Source organism: Kitasatospora sp. NPDC004723 (genome assembly GCF_040609255.1).
Classification (GTDB): Bacteria; Actinomycetota; Actinomycetes; order Streptomycetales; family Streptomycetaceae; genus Kitasatospora.
Window position 1 is genome coordinate 36,932 of record NZ_JBEXJT010000014.1, and the last position, 19,388, is coordinate 56,319.

The following is a 19,388-nucleotide window of genomic DNA, read 5'->3' on the forward strand; positions in this document are numbered from 1 at the left end:
CTCGGCCTCGCATGCCGTCCCCGGTCGACGGGACCACCCGGCCGACAGGACGTCGGGTGCTCCCAATCCGTAGCTACGGCCGGGCCCGGCCGTACGGTTCACCCGTCCTGTTCGGACCCGGACCCGGACCCGGTCGGCGTCAGGGCGGCGAAGATGTCGTTCTCCAGGTTCTCCGGGTTCTCCGTACTCTCCGGGGTCTCCGGGACGTCCGGCAGCGGCTTCCGGTTCAGCTCGGGGTCCGGCGGGCCCAGCAGGTCCGAGTCGACCGAATCGTTGTCCGAGTCGTCCCCCGGCCGTGGGCCCGGGAACCGGTGGAACTCCTCCTCCTCGCCGTCGTAGAGCCGCGCCGTCCACCAGGAGACGCCCGACGCATCGTGCGGGTGCAGGACCTCCGGCACTTCCAGCAGCTCCGAGTCGTACCCGCCCCGGTACGACGGGGCCGTCACCCACGACTCGTACGACACCTCCTGCGGGTGCTCGCCCGACAGGTCCTCCGCCACGGTGACGGACGACTCCTCGACCGGCAGGACCGGCCGTCGGCGCGGGGCGCGTAGCGACGGCCCGATGCCCGGCAGCCAGCCGTCGGTCTCCTGGAGCAGGTCCGGCGTGTCGTCGGACAACCCGTTCCGCGACGACAACGACTCCGACGTCGTGGTCTCGTCCTCCGAGATCTGCCACCGCTCCGACGTCGGCACGTCCTCCACCGTCCGCACCTGCGGCGGGACCTGCTTCGGCGGACCGGCCTGCTCCGTGGTCGTGTGCTGTTCTTCCGGCTCGTTCTTCACCGGTACCCGCCGCACCGGCGGGGTCTGCACCGGCGGGATCTCCACCGGCCGAGTCCCCACCGGCAGGTCCTCCCCCGCGTCGCGCGACGGCGGTCCGACCCGGAACCTGCGGATGCCGCCCGAGGAGTGGACCGGCTCGGACCCCTCCGCCCGCGCCACCGGGGCCGCGGTGGCCTGGATGACCACCTCCACCTCGTGCGGCGACGTGCGGAGCACCTCGCGCAGCCTCCGCTCCAGCCGGTCGGTCTCCCGCCCGGCCCGCTCCGCCGACACCTCCAGGACGATCTCGACCCTCCGCGGCCCGTCGCCCTCGGCCTGGAGGAGCTGCCGCCGGACGTCGGCGAGCAGCCGGTTCATGTCGCCGGCACTGTGGGCGTCGACCGCCAGACGGATCGTCGGGTCCTCCCCGGCGGCCGGCTCGTGCAGGCTCAGGTCCACGGGCTGGTGAGGGCCCGGGGCGTCCCACCGCGCGTTCACGTCGGCCGCCGACAGGTCGAGGTCCTCACCGACGTGCTCGGCCAGCTCCTGGAGGCGGCGCCGGTCCTCCGCCGGCACCGGCCGGCCGTCGAGCACCCTGCGGAGGTGGTCGAAGGCGCCGCCGGAGGACTCGTCCTCGGCGAGGTGGAGCAGCCGGTCGAGGCCCCGCAGCCATCGCACGGCCCGGTCCCCGCCGACGGTGAGCGAGCCGGCGAGCAGCTCCCGGGCGGCGTGGCCGACGCCCAGGATCCGGGCTCGGTCGGCCGGGACGTCCGGGTCCAGCCCCAGCGCGTCCGCCACCGTCACCACCGCCGTCTCCGGCGCACCGTGCAGGCGCAGTTCACCGTCGCGCGCGTCGTCGTGGAAGCGCAGGTAGCCGCCGGACGGCACCTCCGTGTCGCCCTTGACGCTGTCGACCGGGATGTCGATCTCGATCGCCATGAGCTCCTTGCGGGCCAGCTTCTGCTCACCCCGGTGGTAGGTCACCTCCACCTCGGCGAAGCCCTGGTAGCGCGCCGTGTCGGTCTTGATCTTGGCGTTGTTCACCAGCTGGCCGCCCTCGCCGGTCGCGAGGTCGGTCCGGTGCTGGTAGGCGCCGTCGAGGTAGCCGCCGCCGCGGCCGCCGACGAACTCGTGGAGGTCGCCCTTGGCCCCACCGGTGACCCGGCCCGCCAGCTGGACCGTGCGCTGGGCGTTGACGCCGTCGGTGACCGCGGTCGTATTGGTCGGGTTGGACTCCGACTCGGCGTCGGTCCTCAGGAAGTCCAGCTGCTTGATCTTCACCCTGACCTCCACCCGGACGTCGCCGGCCAGGTCGGTCGGCCCGATCAGGAGCGTGGAGTTCCCCGGGCCGTTCAGGAGCGTCGGCTCCCCGGCCTTCGGGGCCTGACCGGCGCCCTCGGGCCGAGTGGCCGGAGTCGCCGGGGTGACCGGGGAGACCGGGGTGAGCGGAGCCAGGGGGGTGAGCGGGGTGCTGAGGCGGCTCGCCAGCGCCACCGGGTCGATCATCCGGTTCACCATGCCCCGGACCCGGTCCCAGGTGTCCGGTCCCAGGAACTCCTCCGCGCCCTCCGTCAGTTGCCGCCGCGCGTCCGGCCCCATGCCGACCGCGCGCACCACGTCGGTGTCGACCAGCCCGTGCGTCCACACCCGGTCCGGCGGGATCCGGACGACGCCGCTCCCCGGCCCGTGATCGGCCAGCGCGCGCAGGGCGGCCCCGCGCGGCGCGGTCGCGGAGTCGAAGACGTTGCCCGCGTTGGGTGTGTTCCCGGCCGGCGCCTGCGTCCTGGTCTCGGCGATGTCGATGACCGTCTCCATGCCGACCGGGCGCCGGAAGTAGGCGTGCTTGGTGGCCATCACGAAGGGGGGTTCGGTACCGATCGGCTCCTTCCACTCGACCCGGAAGTGCAGGTCCGCGAGTCCGGTGAAGATGCTCGCGTTCTTGGGCTTCACCTTGGTGGTGTTGCCGGAGCCCGCGCGGTTGGACCAGGTCTCCTGGGTGTCGTGGCCGGTGGACCCGGTCAGCGAGCCGCCCGCGTACCAGGGGCCGCCGGAGACCCCGACCGTCGCACGCAGCTGGTGGCCGGAGCCCGTGCCGCCGCCGGTCGCGCCGTCGGCCGCCGAGTGGGTGTGCTCGGTCTGCGTGCCGGTGTTGAACTCGGTGGTCGTGGTGGTGCCGGTGTGGGCGAGCCTCCTGACGGACGCGCCGATCCGGATGGTCACGCCGCCGTCGGAGACCACCAGTTCGCGGCCGGACATCATGGCCTTGAGCTGGTCGTGCAGGGTGTTCGGGGTGAGCACGTCGTAGAGCTTGTGCCGCAGGTCCGACCGGCCCAGTCCGTCCAGCCACTTGACGAGGTTGCGCCCGCCGAACTCCCCCGGGTCGCCGGCCCCGCGCAGGACGGCCTTGCCGAAGTCGAGCGGCTTCGGGCCGGTCCGCGCGCCGTCCGGCACGAACACGTTGGTGATGACGTCGGAGGAGCCGAGCAGGTGCGTCTGCCAGATGCGGTCCGGGACGGCGCGGGGTGCCTCGACGGTGCCGTACTGCGGGGTGACGACCTCCGTCTTCATCGTGATCGGTCCGAGTTTCGTCGTGCTGGGGATCAGGCCGCCCGTCCAGCCGCGGATCTCCACCTCGAACACGGCGTCGGCGTCGGACACGGCGGCCCGCGAGACGTTCTTCGCCCGGTTGACGACGCTGCCGGCGGTCTCCAGGGCGATCCCGGTCGCGGAGTCCCGGCGGTAGGAGTAGTCGACGGTCAGCGTGGTCTTGCCGTCCGTGCCCGGCTTGCCGGTCAGCCCGACGGTGCCGGTGGTGCGTTCCCGCTCGTCGTACGACACGCCGTGGCCGGTCCGGTTCTGCGTACCGACCTCGATCTCGGCGTCGTTCACCTCGCGGCGCAGCAGGGGGGCGTCGTTCAGCCTGGCCCGGACGAGGACCTCGGCCGACCAGCCCGGCCCCCCGACCGGCACCTTGAGCACCCCGCCCCGGGTGAGCTGGGAGAGGTTGGCCTGGAGCGTCTTCGGCCCGAGCTCCTCGGCGAGGGTCCGCTCCAGTTCCCGGGTCACACCGCCGCGCACGACGAAGCGCTTCTGCAACGCGTCGCGGACCTCGCTGAGCAGCTGTCCACCGCCGCTGCGCCCGTCCTCCAGTTCCTTGAACGAGACCACGCTGGAGGCGCCGAGCTCGTTGCGCGGCAGGACGGTCCGCGTCTCCGTCACTGCGGCGGCCTTCGGGGACCGCACGCTGAACTCGGTGCCGACGTCCCCGACGACCTCGTGCGACGCGCCGCGGCCCTCCAGGGTCACCGTGAACCTCACCGTCCCGCGGTGGACGTTCTGCGCGTCACGGATCTTGCTGTTCCCGTAGAGCTTGTCCGCGGCGGAGTCGCGGGAGCCGACGCGGGCCCGCTCCTGGAGGCCGAGGCCGGTGTTGCCGTAGGGCGGGTTGTCGGCCACCGGGAAGGTGACACCACCCTGCTTGACCTTGTGCTTCCCGCTCTGCCGGCGCTCGGAGCTGAACGTGCTGGTCTCGTTCTGGCGGCTGAGGTCGGCGTTGTTGCTCTGCCGCACGAACTCCGAGTCCGTGAGGGTGGCCCGGATGGTCACCTTGAGGTTGCGTCCCAGCGCCGCGTCCTTGAGCACGCCCGGCTTGCTCTGGTCGAAGGAGTTCAGCTCGAACCCCTCCCCGCGGGTCATCGCGCTGAGCCGGGACGCCAGCGCGGGCTGGGTGACGAGCTGCATCACCTCGTCCCGGACGTCCGGCCACAGGCGCCCGTAGTAGTTCTTTCCGGCCCGCTCCAGGTCGGCCCGCAGCTCCCCGACGGAGCCGAGGTCACGGACGACGGTGGACTCCGGCAGGAGGGTGCCCGTGAGCTCGTGCTCCGACGCCGGCCGCGCCTGCGCGTCGGTCCGCGGTGTCGTCCCCGGCGGTACCGCCGGCGGCGTCGCCAGGTCCGACTGGGGCATCAGCGTGCGGAACCCGACCGGTACCTCGACGACGTCGCCCAGCTGCCGGTCACCGTCGTGGACCACCACTTCCAGGTAGCCGTCGCCGTCGAGCATCGCCCCCGGCTCCTTGGTCTTGGTGGTGACCGCGGTCTCCAGCGTCCGGCCCGAGATGTGGATCGAGTCCGAGCCCTTCCGGATGCCGTAGGCACCGCCGACGTTGCGGTCGTCGACGCCGAGCCGGCCGCCGCCCTGGAGCTGCCAGAGCCCGCTCAGGACCTTCCGCTTGAGCCTGGTCGTCACGGAGCCCGCGCCGGTGTTGAACTCGGTCTCCTTGGTGAGGGCCAGCAGGTTCAGCTCGCGGCTGGCGGCCTTCACCTCGATCCGCAGGTCGCTCCCGGGGATCCGCAGGACGACGGACTCGCCGTTGGTCATGCCCTTGAAGTCCTGCTGGAGGCGCTGGTAGCCGAACTCGGCCACCAGCCGGTCGGACAGCGTCGCGGCGTCGCCCTTGAACGCCGCCCGGACGTCGGCGTGCCGGGCCAGCAGGTCGACGACGCCCGCCATGACCTGCCGCTGGACGGGCCGGCCGGGCGGGGTGTTCAGTTCCTGCAGCTCCACGCTCCCGCCCGCGTCCTCCCCCGGCGCCGGGCGCAGCCGCGGCAGGCCCTTGGCGTGCACGTCCAGCATGACGTGGGACAGGTGCAGCCTGGCCTGGGTCCGGTGGCCCTCGGCGAAGTTCTCCGGCCAGGCCTGGTGGCCGGGATCGGCGTCCCCGGCGGAGGCCCGGGTCTCGCGCTGCGGGATGCCCACCTGGACCGGCGTCGCCAGGACGTTCCCGGCCGTCGGGTCCAGCCGGCGGGAGAGGTCCTCGGTTCCGCGCCGGCCGGTCGGCTGGTACCCCACCTCCAGGAGCAGCCTCCCGTCGAACATCTCGGTGACCTCGGTGGTCTTGGAGCGGGAGAAGAACCGCGCCCGGGTCGTCAGCCCCTCCCAGGACATCAGGTCGCCCTGGACCCCGCCGGAGCCCTGGATCCGGAAGAGCTTGAAGAAGTCGAACCGCCCCTGGAGGCCGAGGCCGAGCCGCTTGCGTCCGCCGCGGGTCGTGCCGAGCGTCACGATGCGGTCGCTGCCGCCCTCGTACTCGAACTTCGCCTTCGCCTTCTCCTTCGCCCGGTGCACCAGGTCCGCCACCTCGCCGCGGACGGTGACGGTGCCGTGCCGGGCGTCGGTGCCGACCGGGATGTGCAGGACCTCCCCGCGGGAGAGGGCCGACACCTGGGCCCGCAGGCCGGAGTCGCTGAACAGGCTCTCGGCGAGCGTGCGGGCGAGCGCCTGCCGGTTGACGGTCTCCGGCGGGAGGACCTCGCCGATCCGGGCGGCGAGGTTGCCGACCAGTACGGAGTTCGGCTCACCGAGGCTGGTCACCATGTGCGAGCCGGAGAGCATGCCGGACTCGGTGACGGCGCGCGGGGGCAGCAGTGGCGCCCGCTCCTCGGCCTTGGGCAGGACCGGCAGCACGACGTCCTCACCCTTGGGCGGGGCCGGGATCTCCTGGATCTCCGACTCCTCCTTGGGCTTGACCACGAGCTCCGTGTCGTCGCCGCCCTTGGTCACCGGCCCGGTGTTCTCCTCCTCGGAGCGGACCAGCGGCGCCCGGGTGCCGGAGCCCTGCCCCTGCTTGCCGGACTCGGCGTTCTCCATCTCCTTGATCTGCCGCAGGATCTCCGGCATGTCCTCGTCGGACACCCGCGTCGTGGACGCGCGCTTGTCGCGCACCGGGTGCTCGCGCACGTCCTCGCCGTCGCCGGCCGGCCGCGGGGCCTTGCGCTTGCCCGCCGTCTTCTCCTGGAGCCGCTGCCGCTCCTCCTCGGTCGGCTCCTCCTCCGACGAGTCCTCCTCGTCCCGCCGGCGGAGCCGCTCCCGCTCCTCGGCCTCCAGCCGCTCGGACTCGCGTCGTTGCACCTCCAGCCGCTCCGCCTCCAGCCGCTCGGACTCGCGTCGTTCCGCCTCCAGCCGCTCCGCCTCCAGCCGCTCGGACTCGCGTCGTTCCGCCTCCAGCCGCTCCGCCTCCAGCCGCTCGGACTCCCGCTCGGCCTGCTCCCTGCGGAGCCGGTCGAGCCGCTGCTGCTCCTGCCGGTGCTCCGCGGCGGCGACGGTCGAGTAGCCCTCCTGCTCGGTGTGGTCGAGCGTGATCCGGCGGCCGTTCGCGGGGCCGAACTCGGAGACGGTCGTACGGTCGTTGCGGACGTCCACCAGGGTGACCCGCAGGTCCAGCGCGGCGGCCGTGAGCACGGCGAAGGCGTCACGCACGGCGCGCGGGTCGCGCACGGAGTCCCAGCCCTGCTCCCGCCAGGCGGCGATCTCCCGGTGGAGGTCCTCCACGAAGACCGGCCAGTCCGCCACCTCCTCGCCCAGCCGGCCGGCCCACGCCGCGTACAGCTCATAGGCCTCCCTGCCCAGCTCGGGGTTCTCCCGGAACCGCTGCTCGACCAGCTCGCGCAGGGCCCGCTCGGCGCCGGCCGGGTCGGCGGCCAGCCGCGCGGCCTCGTCCGCGCCGAGCAGCCCGGTCAGCAGCCGCGGATCGTCCTCGACGAGCGCGCGCAGCATCGGCGCGCCGGCCGGCTCCTCCTCCGGCCGGACCGCGTTGCGCCCGCCGGGGGCGCCGTTGTCGGCCGGGGTGGAGTGCTGCCGGGATCCCTCCTGACCCGGCTCGCCCCAGACCTCGGCGATCCGGCCGCCCTCCCGCCGGACGTGCACGGTGACGCCGCCGGCGGTGCCGTGCAGCACGCCGTCGGCCGGCAGCTGACCGGTCCGTCCGGCCCGGTCGAGCACGACGCCCGCCGCGTAGCGGACGTCGTCGGCCGCCCACTCGCGCGGCAGTCCGGGCCCGCGCGGATCGTTCCAGGCGCTCTCGGTGAAGTGCGGCCGGAGCGTCCTGACATCGAACTGCGGCACGACGGGCGGAAGTTGCTCCCCGGGCTGGCGCGGACCGGGCTCGCGCAGCGCCGCGGGGCCGGTGGTCGGCAGCACCCGGTCGGAGTAGCTGGTCACCGGTCCCGCCAGGTCGAACAGCTGCCGCAGCGCGCCGCCGGGCCGGTTCCAGCCGAACCCGGGCAGCAGCTGGCCCACCAGCGTCGAGACGGTGGACCCGGCGGCCTCCTGCGCGGTGAGGCTCCGGAAGGCGCCCGCGGGCTCGGCCACCGGCACCACCGTGACGTTGACCAGCAGCGGCTGCCGGCCGCGGTTGCCCTGGGCCCAGGCCTGCTGGACGTCCTGGTTCACCCGGTCGGTGAAGGCGCGCACCTGCTGCTCCGTCACCCCCTCCTGCGGGCTCACGTGCAGCGGGACGGCGATGTCCACGCCGTGCTGCCCGGAGTTGAAGAGCACCCGCCGGACGATCAACCGGCCCGTACCGGCGGCGATCTGCCGGGTGGCGCCGGTGGCGATCACCTGCTGCTGGTCCCACGCCTCCGTGTGGGCGCCGGGCTGGAGGTCAGTGGGCCGGTAGGCGAGGTGCCGGCCGTCGCGACTGATGCCCTCGATGCGGACGCCGTCCGCCTCGCCGATCCAGCGGTAGGTCCGCTCGTCGATCCGGACCCGGTGGAAGGCCGAGGCGTGCGCGGACTCGACGGCCTGGAGCACGCCCGTGCGGCCCCACTCGCGCGGGAACATCGTGCGCACCGAGCTGCCCTGCGGTTCGAACCAGTGGTTGCGGAACTCCGAGAGCGGCGCGTCGGGGGCGACGGTCGCGTCGAGGAAGCGCACCCGGGCCCGGTAGGTGCCGTTGACGTGGGGGGCGCCGCGCTCGATCACCTCGACGCCGCGCAGCCGGTGCCAGGTGGCGAGGTCCACGGTCGAGCGCGGCGCGAACTCCTGGTGCAGACCGGTGAGGGACTGCCGGTCGCCGTAGCGGGAGACGTCCTGCGCCCGCTGCCCGTAGCGCAGCAGGCTGTCGGGCCGCGCGGGCGCGTAGTCGAGGTCCGGATCGCGCGGCGGCAGCGGGTCCAGGTCGGACAGGCCGTCCCAGGGCGTGGCCGTCCGCCGGGGGCGGGTCGGCGGGGCGGTCGGGGCCGGCGGCCCGGCCGGTTCCGGCTGGGTGTCGGAGGGCCGGAAGGACAGGAAGCGGTCGCCGTGGAGCTCGCCCTCGATGCGCACGCCGGCGTACTCACCGGTCCAGCGGTGGCGTCCGCCGCCGGCCGGGACCACCGCGTTGTGCCGCAGCGCGTCGAGGTAGGCCTGTTCGGCGGCGTAGACGGCGTCGTCCTCGGTCCAGTTGCGCGGGAACAGCCGCCGCCGCTGGGCGGTGTCGGTGGTGAGCAGGTCGCCGGCGGCGCTGCTGGTGCGGACGTCGGCCGAGCGGCGCGGGCCGGGCGGTGCGGCCTCGTACTCGACGTGCAGCACGCCGTTCGGGTGCTGCTCGACGAGCGCCGACGGCCGGCGGCGGTCGGAGCCGGCCGGCGGCAGCAGGTGGCCGCCCTCGGTGCGGCGGTCGCCGTACAGCGAGGACTGCCGGGCGTCCAGGTCGAAGGAGGCCCGGGGCGGCAGTGGCCGGCCGTCGGGGGCGAGGTGGGTGGAGGGGAGCCGGGACGGCTGGGTGCCGAACACCTCGTCGATGGCGGCACCCAGCTCGCGCAGGTTGCGCGGGGCCAGGGTCGGGACGGCGTCGACCCGCTGGGGGCCGATGCCGGCGAGCTGGTCGGCGGAGATCCGGCCGTGTTCGACCCGGTCGGAGCCCATCATCCCGGCGTCGGTGTAGACGGTGTGCCGGTTCTGGTGGCGGCGGTACTCGTCGTCGAGCCCGAGCAGGTGGCCGAGTTCGTGGGCCAGGGTGTCCGGGGTCGATTCGAGGGACCAGGTCTCGTTGTCCTCGTGGAGCCTGCGGCTGAACAGGTCGACGATGTGGACGTGGTGGTTCACGTCGGCCGAGTGGTCGACGAACTCGGGCCGCACCCGCAGCACGTCGCCGTTGGGCAGCCGGTGGCCGGTGTTGTACGCCTGGTTGACGCCCTCCCAGACCCGGTCGATCACCTGGCCGATCTGCTCGTCGGTGAACTGCTCGACGGGGGCGTCGTAGCCGTAGCCCTCCTCGATGCCCTCCTCGGCCGGTTCCCGGCGGATGTGGATGCGCACCACGATCTCGGTGGCGGGGTCGCCGTTCTCCAGGAAGCCGCGCCGCACCTCGTAGCCGCGCAGGTAGGAGGCGGAGACGGATCGCCGGAAGAGGTCGAGCGGGGCCCGGACCTCGCGCGCCGCGGTGACCTGGGCCAGCTCGGTCTCGGCGGGGTCCACCAGCATGGTGAGGTCCTCGCCGTGGTCGGTCCCGGCCGGGGAGGACTCCCGCTCGGACAGCATGTCGGTGTCGTGGCTCGCGGTGTCGTGGCTCGCGGTGTCGTGCCGCTCCGCGCCCTCGTCGGCGATGCGCACGACGGTCTCGCTGTCCGGGCCGTGGTGCGTGGTGTTCCCCTGCTGGTCGGTCACCTCCAGCCGGACGTGCAGGGCGTGCGCCAGCACTGGGGCGAGCGCGTCGCCGAGCCCGGCGTCGTGGGTGCCGTCCGAGGCCGCCAGGGCGTGCCGCAGGGCGCGCAGCTCCTGGGCGGTCGCCGGGTGCGACGCGAGCCCGGGGCGGAAGGCGGTCAGCACCTCGGCGGGCAGGTCCTCGGGGCGGGTCCGCTGGAGGTACCCGGCCGCCTCGGCGGCCATCAGCCGGAGCGCCTCCGGGCGCCCGGTGCCCGGCGGGAGGCCGTGGTGCGCCAGCAGGGCCCCGACCAGTTCGGGCGCGGCGTCCGCGACGGCGTCCAGCAGCGGGTGGCCGTCCGGCGGCGTGAGGTGGGGCGCGGCCGGGGCGGGGGTGATGGCGGGAGACGGGGCGGTGTCCACCGCGATCGGCGGGACGTGCAGCTGCGGCAGGTCCCGCTGGTCGCCGACGCCGCTGACCAGGACGATCCTCCCGTCCACCACGTGGACGGCGAGCTCGACGCCGCCGAAGGAGCCCCGGACGACGTCGGTCACGGTGGCGCCGTGGCGGGCGTCGTGCGCGTCGAGGAGCTGGACCGCGGCCCACCGCGCGTCGCGGGCCGTCCACTCCCGGGGCAGGCTGTGCTCGACGGGCAGGTGACGCGGATCGACGGCGAGGGCCTCGGGGGTGAACCGCTCGTCCAGGCGGCGCAGTTGCAGCGCGGTCTGCTGGTCCCAGCCGGCCAGCACGGCGGGCGGGCGCTCGTCCGGCCGCAGCGGGCCGGGTTCGCGCAGGTCGGCGGGGACGCGGGGGGCGCCCTGCTGGGCGACCAGGTCCGCGAGCGGGGTGGTGAAGTCGTTCAGGGCGTCGGTGATCCCGTGGAACACGTGCTCACCGGCCTGGACGGCCAGCGGGCCGAGGACGTCCGTGGCACCCGACACCGCGTCGGGGCGGACAACCGCCTCGGAGAAGACGTCCGGACGGCCGGGGGCGAAGTCCAGGACGACGGCGATCAGCCTCGGCGGCAGCCCGTTCGCGTCCGCGGTCTCCAGCACCCGCTGCTGGACGTAGTCGTTCACCCGGCTCTGGATCGCGTTCTCGGCGAACGCGAGCTGACGGGGTGTCAGTCGGCCCTCGGCGACCGTGCGTACGGGGACGGTGATCCGCAGGCCCTCCTGCCCGGAGTCGAACAGGACCCGGGAGACGGCGAGCGGGCGGTCGCCCATCCAGGTCACGGTGTCCGGGGAGGTGCGCAGCACCCGCCGCTGGTCCCACTCCGTCATGGGCTGGGTGTCGGTCGGGCGGTGGGCCAGGTGGGCGCCGTCGCGGGCGAGGCCCTCGATGCGGACCCCGTCGGCCTCGCCCACCCAGTAGTACGTCCGGCCGTCCTCCAGGTAGACCCGCTGCTCGGGCGGCACGCCGTCGTGCGCCTCGTCGACGCGGGTCAGCAGTTCCTCGGCCCGCCAGTGACGCGGGTACATGGTGCGTCCGCTTCCGCCGTCGGCGTTGCCGCGGAAGCGCCAGCGGGTCGGGAGCTCGGCGAGCGGGGAGTTCGGGGCGACGGTCGGGTCGAGGAAGGCCACCCGGGCGCGGTAGGTGCCGTTGTGGATCGGCGGGGTGGTCTCGACGACCCGCACGCCGTGCGCCCGGAGGGTGTTCGCCGGGTCCGCCACGTGGCCCGGGTCCAGCTCGTGGTGCAGGCCGGTGAGGTTCTGCCGGTCACCGTAGCGGACGATGTCCTCGGCGCGCTGGCCGAACGATCCGGAGCCCCGTCCCGGGTCGTCGGGGGCCGGACGGTGGGGGGCGCTCAGCGGGGGGTCGACGTCCGGTTGCCGGTCCGCCGGACGGAACGACAGGAACCGGTCGCCGTGGACCTCGCCCTCGATCCGCACCCCGTTGTACTCGCCGGTCCAGCGGTGGCGGCCGCCGTCGAGCGGCACCACGGTGTCGTGGGCCAGCGCGTTCAGGTAGGCCTGTTCGGCCGCGTACACCGCGTCGTCGCCGGTCCAGTTGCGCGGGAACATCCGGCGGTGGACCGGTGCGGTGGTCAGCAGGTCGCCGGCGGCGGAGAGGGTGTCCACCTGCCGGGCCCGGGGGACGGCGGGGGACGCGGAGAAGTCGGCGACCACGACGCCGTTGCGCTCCACCCGGACCACCCGCTCGGGCGCCGTCCGGTCGGAACCGGCGGGGGGCAGCAGGTGGCCGCCCGGGTTGCGGGTGTCGCCGAACAGCGAGGACTGCCGGGCGTCCAGGTCGAAGGCGGCCCGGCGCGGCAGTTCGTGGGTGTTCGGCAGCGTCTGCACGGGGCCGAGCGCCTGCTCGATGGCCGCGCCCAGCTCGCGCAGGTTCCGTGGCGTGAGCGCGAAGTGCATCGGGGTGCCGTCCGGGGTAACGCCGGCGTCCATGTCGACGCGGGCCCGGTCCTGGGCGGCCAGGGTGCCGGCCATCAGTCCGGCGTCGGTGTGGACCGGCCGGGGGCGGACCTCGTAGGAGACGGGCACGGGGTTGCCGTCCTGGTCGGGCACCTCCTCGTGGAGGCGCCGCTCCCGGTACTCGTCGGGGAGGCCGAACAGGTGGCCGATCTCGTGACCCAGGACGGGGCCCTCCGAGTCCAGGCCCCAGAGGTCGTTGTGCTCGCGGACGTCGCCGTCCAGGACGCGGACCTCGTGGTGGGCCCGGGCCGGGTCCTCGACGAACTCGACCCGCACCACCAGGACGTCGCCGTCGGGCAGCCGGTGCCCGGTGTTGTAGTACTCGTCCACGCTCCGCCGGGCACGTTCGCGCAGGTTGCCCAGTGCCTCGGTGTGGTCCTGGCCGGCCGGCAGCTGCGAGGTGTCGAGGTGGATGCGCACCACGGCCTCGACCGCCGGGGTGCCGTCGAGCAGGAAGCCGCGGGCGGCCTGGAAGCGCCGGTGGTGGGTGGAGGTGCTGCTGTGCAGCGCCGGATCGGTGGGCGCGGTGATCTCGACCGGGTCGAGGACCATCGCGAACCTCAGGTCGGGCGCCGGCGCCTCGTGGGCCGGGCGCGGCCCCGCCGGTGCCTCGTCCAGGTCCATGAGGAGCTCGGACTGCGTGTCCTGGTCCCCGGAGCGGCTGCCGGAGCCGTCCTCGGAGCCGTCCTCCCAGCCCATGTCCTCGTCGTCGGAGGACAGCATGAGGTCCAGCGAGTCGGTGGAGGACATGGACTCGTCGGCGTCCGAGTACAGGTCCATGTCCTCGTCCTCGTCGGAGCGGAGGCGGCCGTTCTGCGAACCGTCGCTCCCGGAGCCCTCGTCCGATCCGGGGAAGTGCGGCAGCACCTCGGTCTCGCCGGTGCGGTGGGCCGACCGGCCGGCGCCGCGCTCGGGGATCGGGACGGCGCGCTGGGGCGGCGGAACGTGGCCGTCCGCGACCGTGAAGTCGACGATCCGGCGGCTCCAGTCGCGCACCACCGTGATCTCGACGCCGGCGAACTTCACCCGGACCTGCGAGCCGCCGTCGTCGAGCGCGGTCTCGTTCCCCAGCGGGCGGCCCGCGTAGGCCGCGTAGAGCCTCTCCCCGGCCGTCCACTCCTCGGGCAGGCCCCGGCCGGCCTCGGTCCGCAGCGGGCCGACCTCACCCGGGGGCACCGTGATCGTGGTGAGGTCGGCGACGACGGCCGGGCGCCGGCCGGCTCCGGGGGCCACGGGCTCGGTGAGCGGGGCGGAGTTGCCCCGCACCCGGCCGCCGGGCTGGGTGTCCGCCGGGCGGTGGATCACGTGCCGGCCGTCCCGGGTGATGCCCTCGATCGTGACGCCGTCGCCGGTGCCGGTCCAGTGGACGGCGCCGTTCACGACCCGGTCGTCGGCCTGGTTGCGGGTCGCGTACGCCGTCTGGACGGCGTCCTGGATCCGCCCGGCCCGCCAGTGCGACGGGTAGAACATGGTCGACGGGTGGTCGGCCCGCCGGAACCAGCGGGAGGGGAACTGCGCCAGGTGCGCCCTCGGGGCGACGAACGGGTCGAGGAACCAGGCGGTGGCGCGGTAGGTCCCGTTGGGGTTGGAGTGGAACGAGCGGTTCCCGATCCTGACGCCCGCCCGGGCACCGGCGCGCTCCACCTTGGTGAAGCCCCCTTCCTGGGGCCCGCCGAGGTCCGGTTGGTGGTGGAACCCGGTGAGGGTCTGCCGGTCGCCGTAGCGCACCAGGTCCACCACCCGCTGCCCGAAGGCGTCCGGGAACGGGTGCCACGGCAGGTGCGGGGCCGGACCGAGCCCGCCCTGGTCGTCGGCCGGCCGGAAGGAGACGATCTCCGACACCTCGACCGGGCCGTCCGGCCGCTGCTCGGTGCGGACCTCGACCCGGCCCTCGATCCGCACCCCGCCGTACTCGCCGGTGAACGTCCAGCTGCCGGGGCGCAGTTCGGTGAAGGCGGGGGTCTTCTGGCGGCGGGCGTGCTGGTAGGCCTGCTCCGCCGCGTAGACCGCGTCGTCGGACGACCAGTGCTCCGGGAACATCGTGCGACCGCGGTCCACGGGCCGGCCGGCCGGCCCGAGCGCGAGATCGCCGGCCAGCCGGTGGTGGACCGTCGTCGCCTCGGGGGCCCGGCCGTCGAGCACCCGGAAGGTGCCGTTGCGGTTCTCCGACCCCGCGATCCGCTCCGGCCGCGGCCGGTCCGAACCCGGCGGCGGGAACAGGTGGCCGCCGCCGTCGCGCCCGGTGCCGTACAGCGCGCCGCGGCGGGCGTCCTCGTTCACCTGCGGCCGCGGCGGGTGGGTACCGCCCGGGGCGGGCCCGCGGTCGGCGCCGAACGCGGTGTCGATCACGGCGCCCAGCTGGCGCAGGTTCCGCGCCTTCAGGACCGGCCGCGGGTCCTCGTGGTTCTCGGTGCCGGGCGGATTGTCGGTGTCGAGCTTGGTCCGGCCGAAGCGGTCACGGGTGGTGGCGCCCATCATCCCGCCGTCGTCGTGGACCGCCCGGACCCGGCCGGGGCGGGAGAGCTCGCGGTACTCGTCCGGCAGCCCGAGCAGGTGGCCGACCTCGTGGACGACGGCCTTGGCCGGGGTGTCCAGGCCCCAGTTGAGGGCGTTGGGCCGCGGCTGCGTCGGGTGGACCTGCACGGTGTGGTGCGCTTCGCCGGGGGTGCGCACGAACGCGAGCTTCACCCGCAGCCGGTCGCCGCTCGGCAGCCGCTGGCCGAGGTCGTAGATCTCCGCCATCCCGGCGCGGGCGTTCTTGGCCAGGTCCTTGAGACCGTCCTTGGTGGCCCGCTTCGCCATGTCCAGGTCGCCGGTGTCCAGGTAGACCTTGACGGTCACCAGTGACTCGGTGTCACCGTCGGCGAGCCTGACCCGGCTCACCGAGAAGCGCTGGAGCCACCGCTCCTCCAGGCTGCGCTCGAAGGGGTCCGTCGGCGGAACGACCTCACGGGTCGCGAGCACCCGGTGCTGCTCCGGCGCGGGCTTGGTCAGCTGCTCGGGGAGGCGCTGGTCCGGCTGGGCCCAGAAGTCGGTGATCCGGCCGTCCTCCACCCGCACGGTGAGCTTCACCCCGGCGAACGCGCCGTGGCGCAGCGTGGGCGCGGCCGTGCCGCCGTCCGGCACCGGGCCGACCGGGACGCGGGCCGCGAAGCGCGCGACCACGCTCGCGGCGTACCGGGCCTCGTCGGCGGTCCACTCGCGCGGCAGGTGGCGGCCCTCGGTCGGGCGGTCCCACGCGTCGGCCGTGAAGAGCGCCCGCACCCCGTGCAGCATCGTCTCGCCGGACACGGTCTGCGGCGGCGCCTGCTGCCGCACTGCGGCCAGGACCTCGTCCAGGCCCGTTGCGGTCACGGCCTCGTGCAGCCGCGGCACGGCCTGCTGGAGGGCGAAGCCCTGGCCGGGGACGTAGTGGACCTCGGTGGCGTCGTCGTCCCGGGTGAACCTCAGCCCGAGTTCCACCCGGGTGGTGCCGTCCTGATGGCCGGCCAGCAACCGGCCGGCGGCCCGGTGCAGCTCGATCTGGGCCCGCGTGAAATCGGGCTGGGAGAGGTTCTCGGTGCCCCTCGGCCGGACCCGGGCGGTGAGCCGGACGACCTCCGTGCCGTCGGACATCAGGTCGCGGTGAACCGAGACCGGTCCGAAACCGGCCAGTTGCACCTCGGCTCCCCGGCCGACCGTCGCCGCCGTGCCGACGTCGTACCTCGGGTCCCGGACCGACTGGTACGGAGACGGGCGGTGGCCCATGAGGCTGCCGTCCGCCAGGTACATGCCCTCGATCCACACACCGTCGACGTAGCCCAGCTTGAAGGTGACGCCGTTCTCGACGCGCACCAGCTGGGTGCTCCCGAGCGCCTCGTCGACCCGGGCGGCGAGGTGGGCCTCGGTCCAGCCCTTCGGGTAGTAGACGGTTCCGGGGTCGAGCAGCGACCGGCTCCAGCGCGAGGGGAAGGCCGCGAGCGGCGCGCCCGACTCGACCGAGGGGTCCAGCTGCGCCTTGAAGACGCGGACCGTGCCGTTGGGCAGGGTCTCCTGCCGCTCGCCGTCCTGGAGGGCGGGCGGGCGCCGCGGGCCGCCCTTGAGCGTGCCGTCGGTCTCGGTGGGCTGCCAGGCGTTGTGCCGGGCGAGCGGCGCGGCGGCGTTCGCCGGGGCCGTCGTGGTGGCGGCGGCCGGCGGCGGCACGGGGGTGTCGGAGCCCGGGGGTGCCTGCGGGAGGACCTCGTCGTCGGGGGTCCGGGGCGGTGTCACGGTCTCGTCGGCCGGGTGGACGACGGGCGTGTCCCGGCCGAGCAGCACCGAGGCGATACTGCCGGTCTGCCGCGGGGTCCGGGGGGCGGGCTCCTGCACCACGTGCCGGCCGGCGTCGTCGGCCCCGGCTGGCGGGCGCGGTGCGACGGGCGGCTTCGGGTCCGGCTGGGGGACGGTGTGGTCGCCGGAGGTGGTGGTGACCGGTGCCGGTCGGCCGCGGTCGCCACCGGCATGGGCCGTCGCGGTCGCGGTGGCCGTCGCATGAGTGACGGTGGTCGTGGTGGTGCTGTCGCCCCGGTTCCGGGGGGCGCCCAGCCCGTCGCCGCCGGACTCGGTCGGCACGGGCGGCGTCGGACGCTGCCGGCCCGGGGTGCTCTTCCGGGGCGCCTCCTGGCCCGGCGCCTCCGCGGGCCTCCGCTCCGGCGGCTTCTGGTCCGGAGCCTTCTGCTCGGAGTCCTGCGGCCGGGGCTTCGGCGCGGCGGCCGCGGTGCCCTCCGACTCGACCTTGGCCGGCGTCGCGGGGGCGATCCCGTCCCCGGCCTTCGCCCCGCCCTTCTTGGGCGCCCCGCTGGAGGTCTCGTGGTCGGCCGGCACCAGGGTGTCGGTGCTCCCGCCGACGGTGCGGGTGAGCGTCTCGGCCAACGACAGGTGGTCGCCGCCGCGCTCCTCGGCCAGGAAGTCGACGTAGGGCAGCAGTTGCTGCATCCACTCGGCCACCTCGTGGTCGGCGGGCGGGGTCTTGATGTCCACGCCCGAGACGTGCGACAGGCCCTTCGCGACGTCCTCCAGCGAGTCGATCCGGAAGCTCTTGGCGAACTCGAAGGCCTCCGGGTGGCCCATCCGCGGCACCGGGAAGGGCACGATCTTGCCGGACGCCATACTCGCGAGCGCGGCGAAGCTGATCGGGTGGTAGAGCGGGAAGTGCTTGCCCGCGCCCTCCTTGACGGCCTGGAACTGGGTGCGCTGGACCAGGTCGGCGTAGCCGTGCATCAGCGGCGAGGTGCCGAGGTGCAGGACGTGGCCCATCATCGCGGTCATCATGCCGCCGACGAAGCTGCCCGCGGTGACGGTGAACTCGTGGTTCTCGCCGAAGATGAGGTTGTAGAAGCCCTCGCTGAGCACGTTCTGGGTGCCGGACTGGATGTAGTTGCCGAGCGCCAGTCCGAGCTGGAACATCTTGTTGCCCTGCGTCAGGCCGTCGGCGAGGTCCGGCAGGTGCTTGCCCAGCGCGGCGATCTGATGTTCCGTCAACGCCTTTCCGGCGTTGCGCTCCTGGGCGAGGACATCGCCGAGCGCCTCCTTGAGGCCCTCGCTGGCCGCGCCCCGGGACAGCACGCTCTGCTGGGCCTTGCCCACCCACTTCTCGGCGAACTTCTCGCCCAGCTCGCGGCCGAGCGCCGCGGCCTCCTTCTTCCCCAGCTGCTCGCCGAGGTGCTTGACGAAGGTCTTCTCCATCTCCTTGACGAAGGTGGCGCCGAGCGTGCCCTTGCCGGTCTTCCCGAAACCCGCCTGCAGCTGCTCGGCGGACGCCTCCATGAGGCTGCCGAGGTCCCGGGCGAACGCCGTGGCCTGCGCCTTCTTCAGGGCCTCGTCGGCGAGCCCCTTCGAGGTCTCCTTGCCGATCGTGCCGAGCGCGCCCTTCTCGCCGGACGCGGCGGCCGCCTCGGCGGCGGTCTTCAGCGTCCCCTTGAGGCTCTTCAGCTCGCCGTCGACCAGGTAGTCGGCGAGCTGGTCCGCGATCAGCCGGCCGCCGCTCTTGCCGAGCAGCCGTCCCAGCAGCTTGCCCAGGCCCAGGCCCAGCAGGTCGAGCGGGCCGCCGAGGACACCGCCGATGACGCCGAAGAGCACCGCCTGCTTGGTGTACTCCTTGTCGATCTCCTTGCGGTTGCCCTGGCCGATCTGGAGGTTCTGGATGATGCCGTCCATCAGCAGACCGCCCACGATGCCCGAGAAGGTGTGCATCGCGATGGTCTTGAGCAGGTACTTCATCAGGGCCGTCAGCGCGACCTTGGTGAGCAGCTTCTTGAGCACCAGTCCGGACAGGCTGGTGCCGAAGCTGAACGGCGCCCAGAAGATCGCCAGTGCGATCTCGACCAGCAGCTGCACCAGCTGGGCGATCGCCATCCACTTGGTGTACTCGACCGCGTTGGCCACGTCGCCGGCGCAGTCCGCCAGCGCCTTGGCGGTCTTGGCCGCCGCCGAGACGTAGTCCTCCCCGGCCTTCCCGCCGGTGCCGGAGCGGCCGATGAACGCGTTCATCTGGTACGCGAACGTGGTGGCGGCCTGGCCCTTGAACTGCCGGGCACAGGCGATCGCCACCTTCTCGATCAGCGCCCGCAGCTCCGGCAGCTCCTTGTGCAGCTGCTCGTAGGCGTCCCGCACCTCACGCAGGTCCCCCTCCTTGATCTCCGGCCAGGGCATGCCGGTGATGATCGTGAAGAACCGTGCGGTCGATTCGTTGACCTCGATCGAGGAGTGCGCCACGGGAACTGCCTGCCGTTTCCGGTTGTGCGTAGGGTCGGGCCGTCGGCTACGGGTGGA

At 74.0% G+C, this 19,388-nt stretch carries 1 protein-coding gene; it reads right to left on the reverse strand.

Translation table 11 applies throughout. The annotated features are described in order from the left end of the window. Positions 1 to 98 precede the first annotated feature (98 nt). Entirely contained in the window at positions 99 to 19,331 is a 19,233-nt protein-coding gene (locus ABZW10_RS16600; protein ID WP_355365354.1) for an EndoU domain-containing protein, read from the reverse strand. Positions 19,332 to 19,388 lie beyond the last annotated feature (57 nt).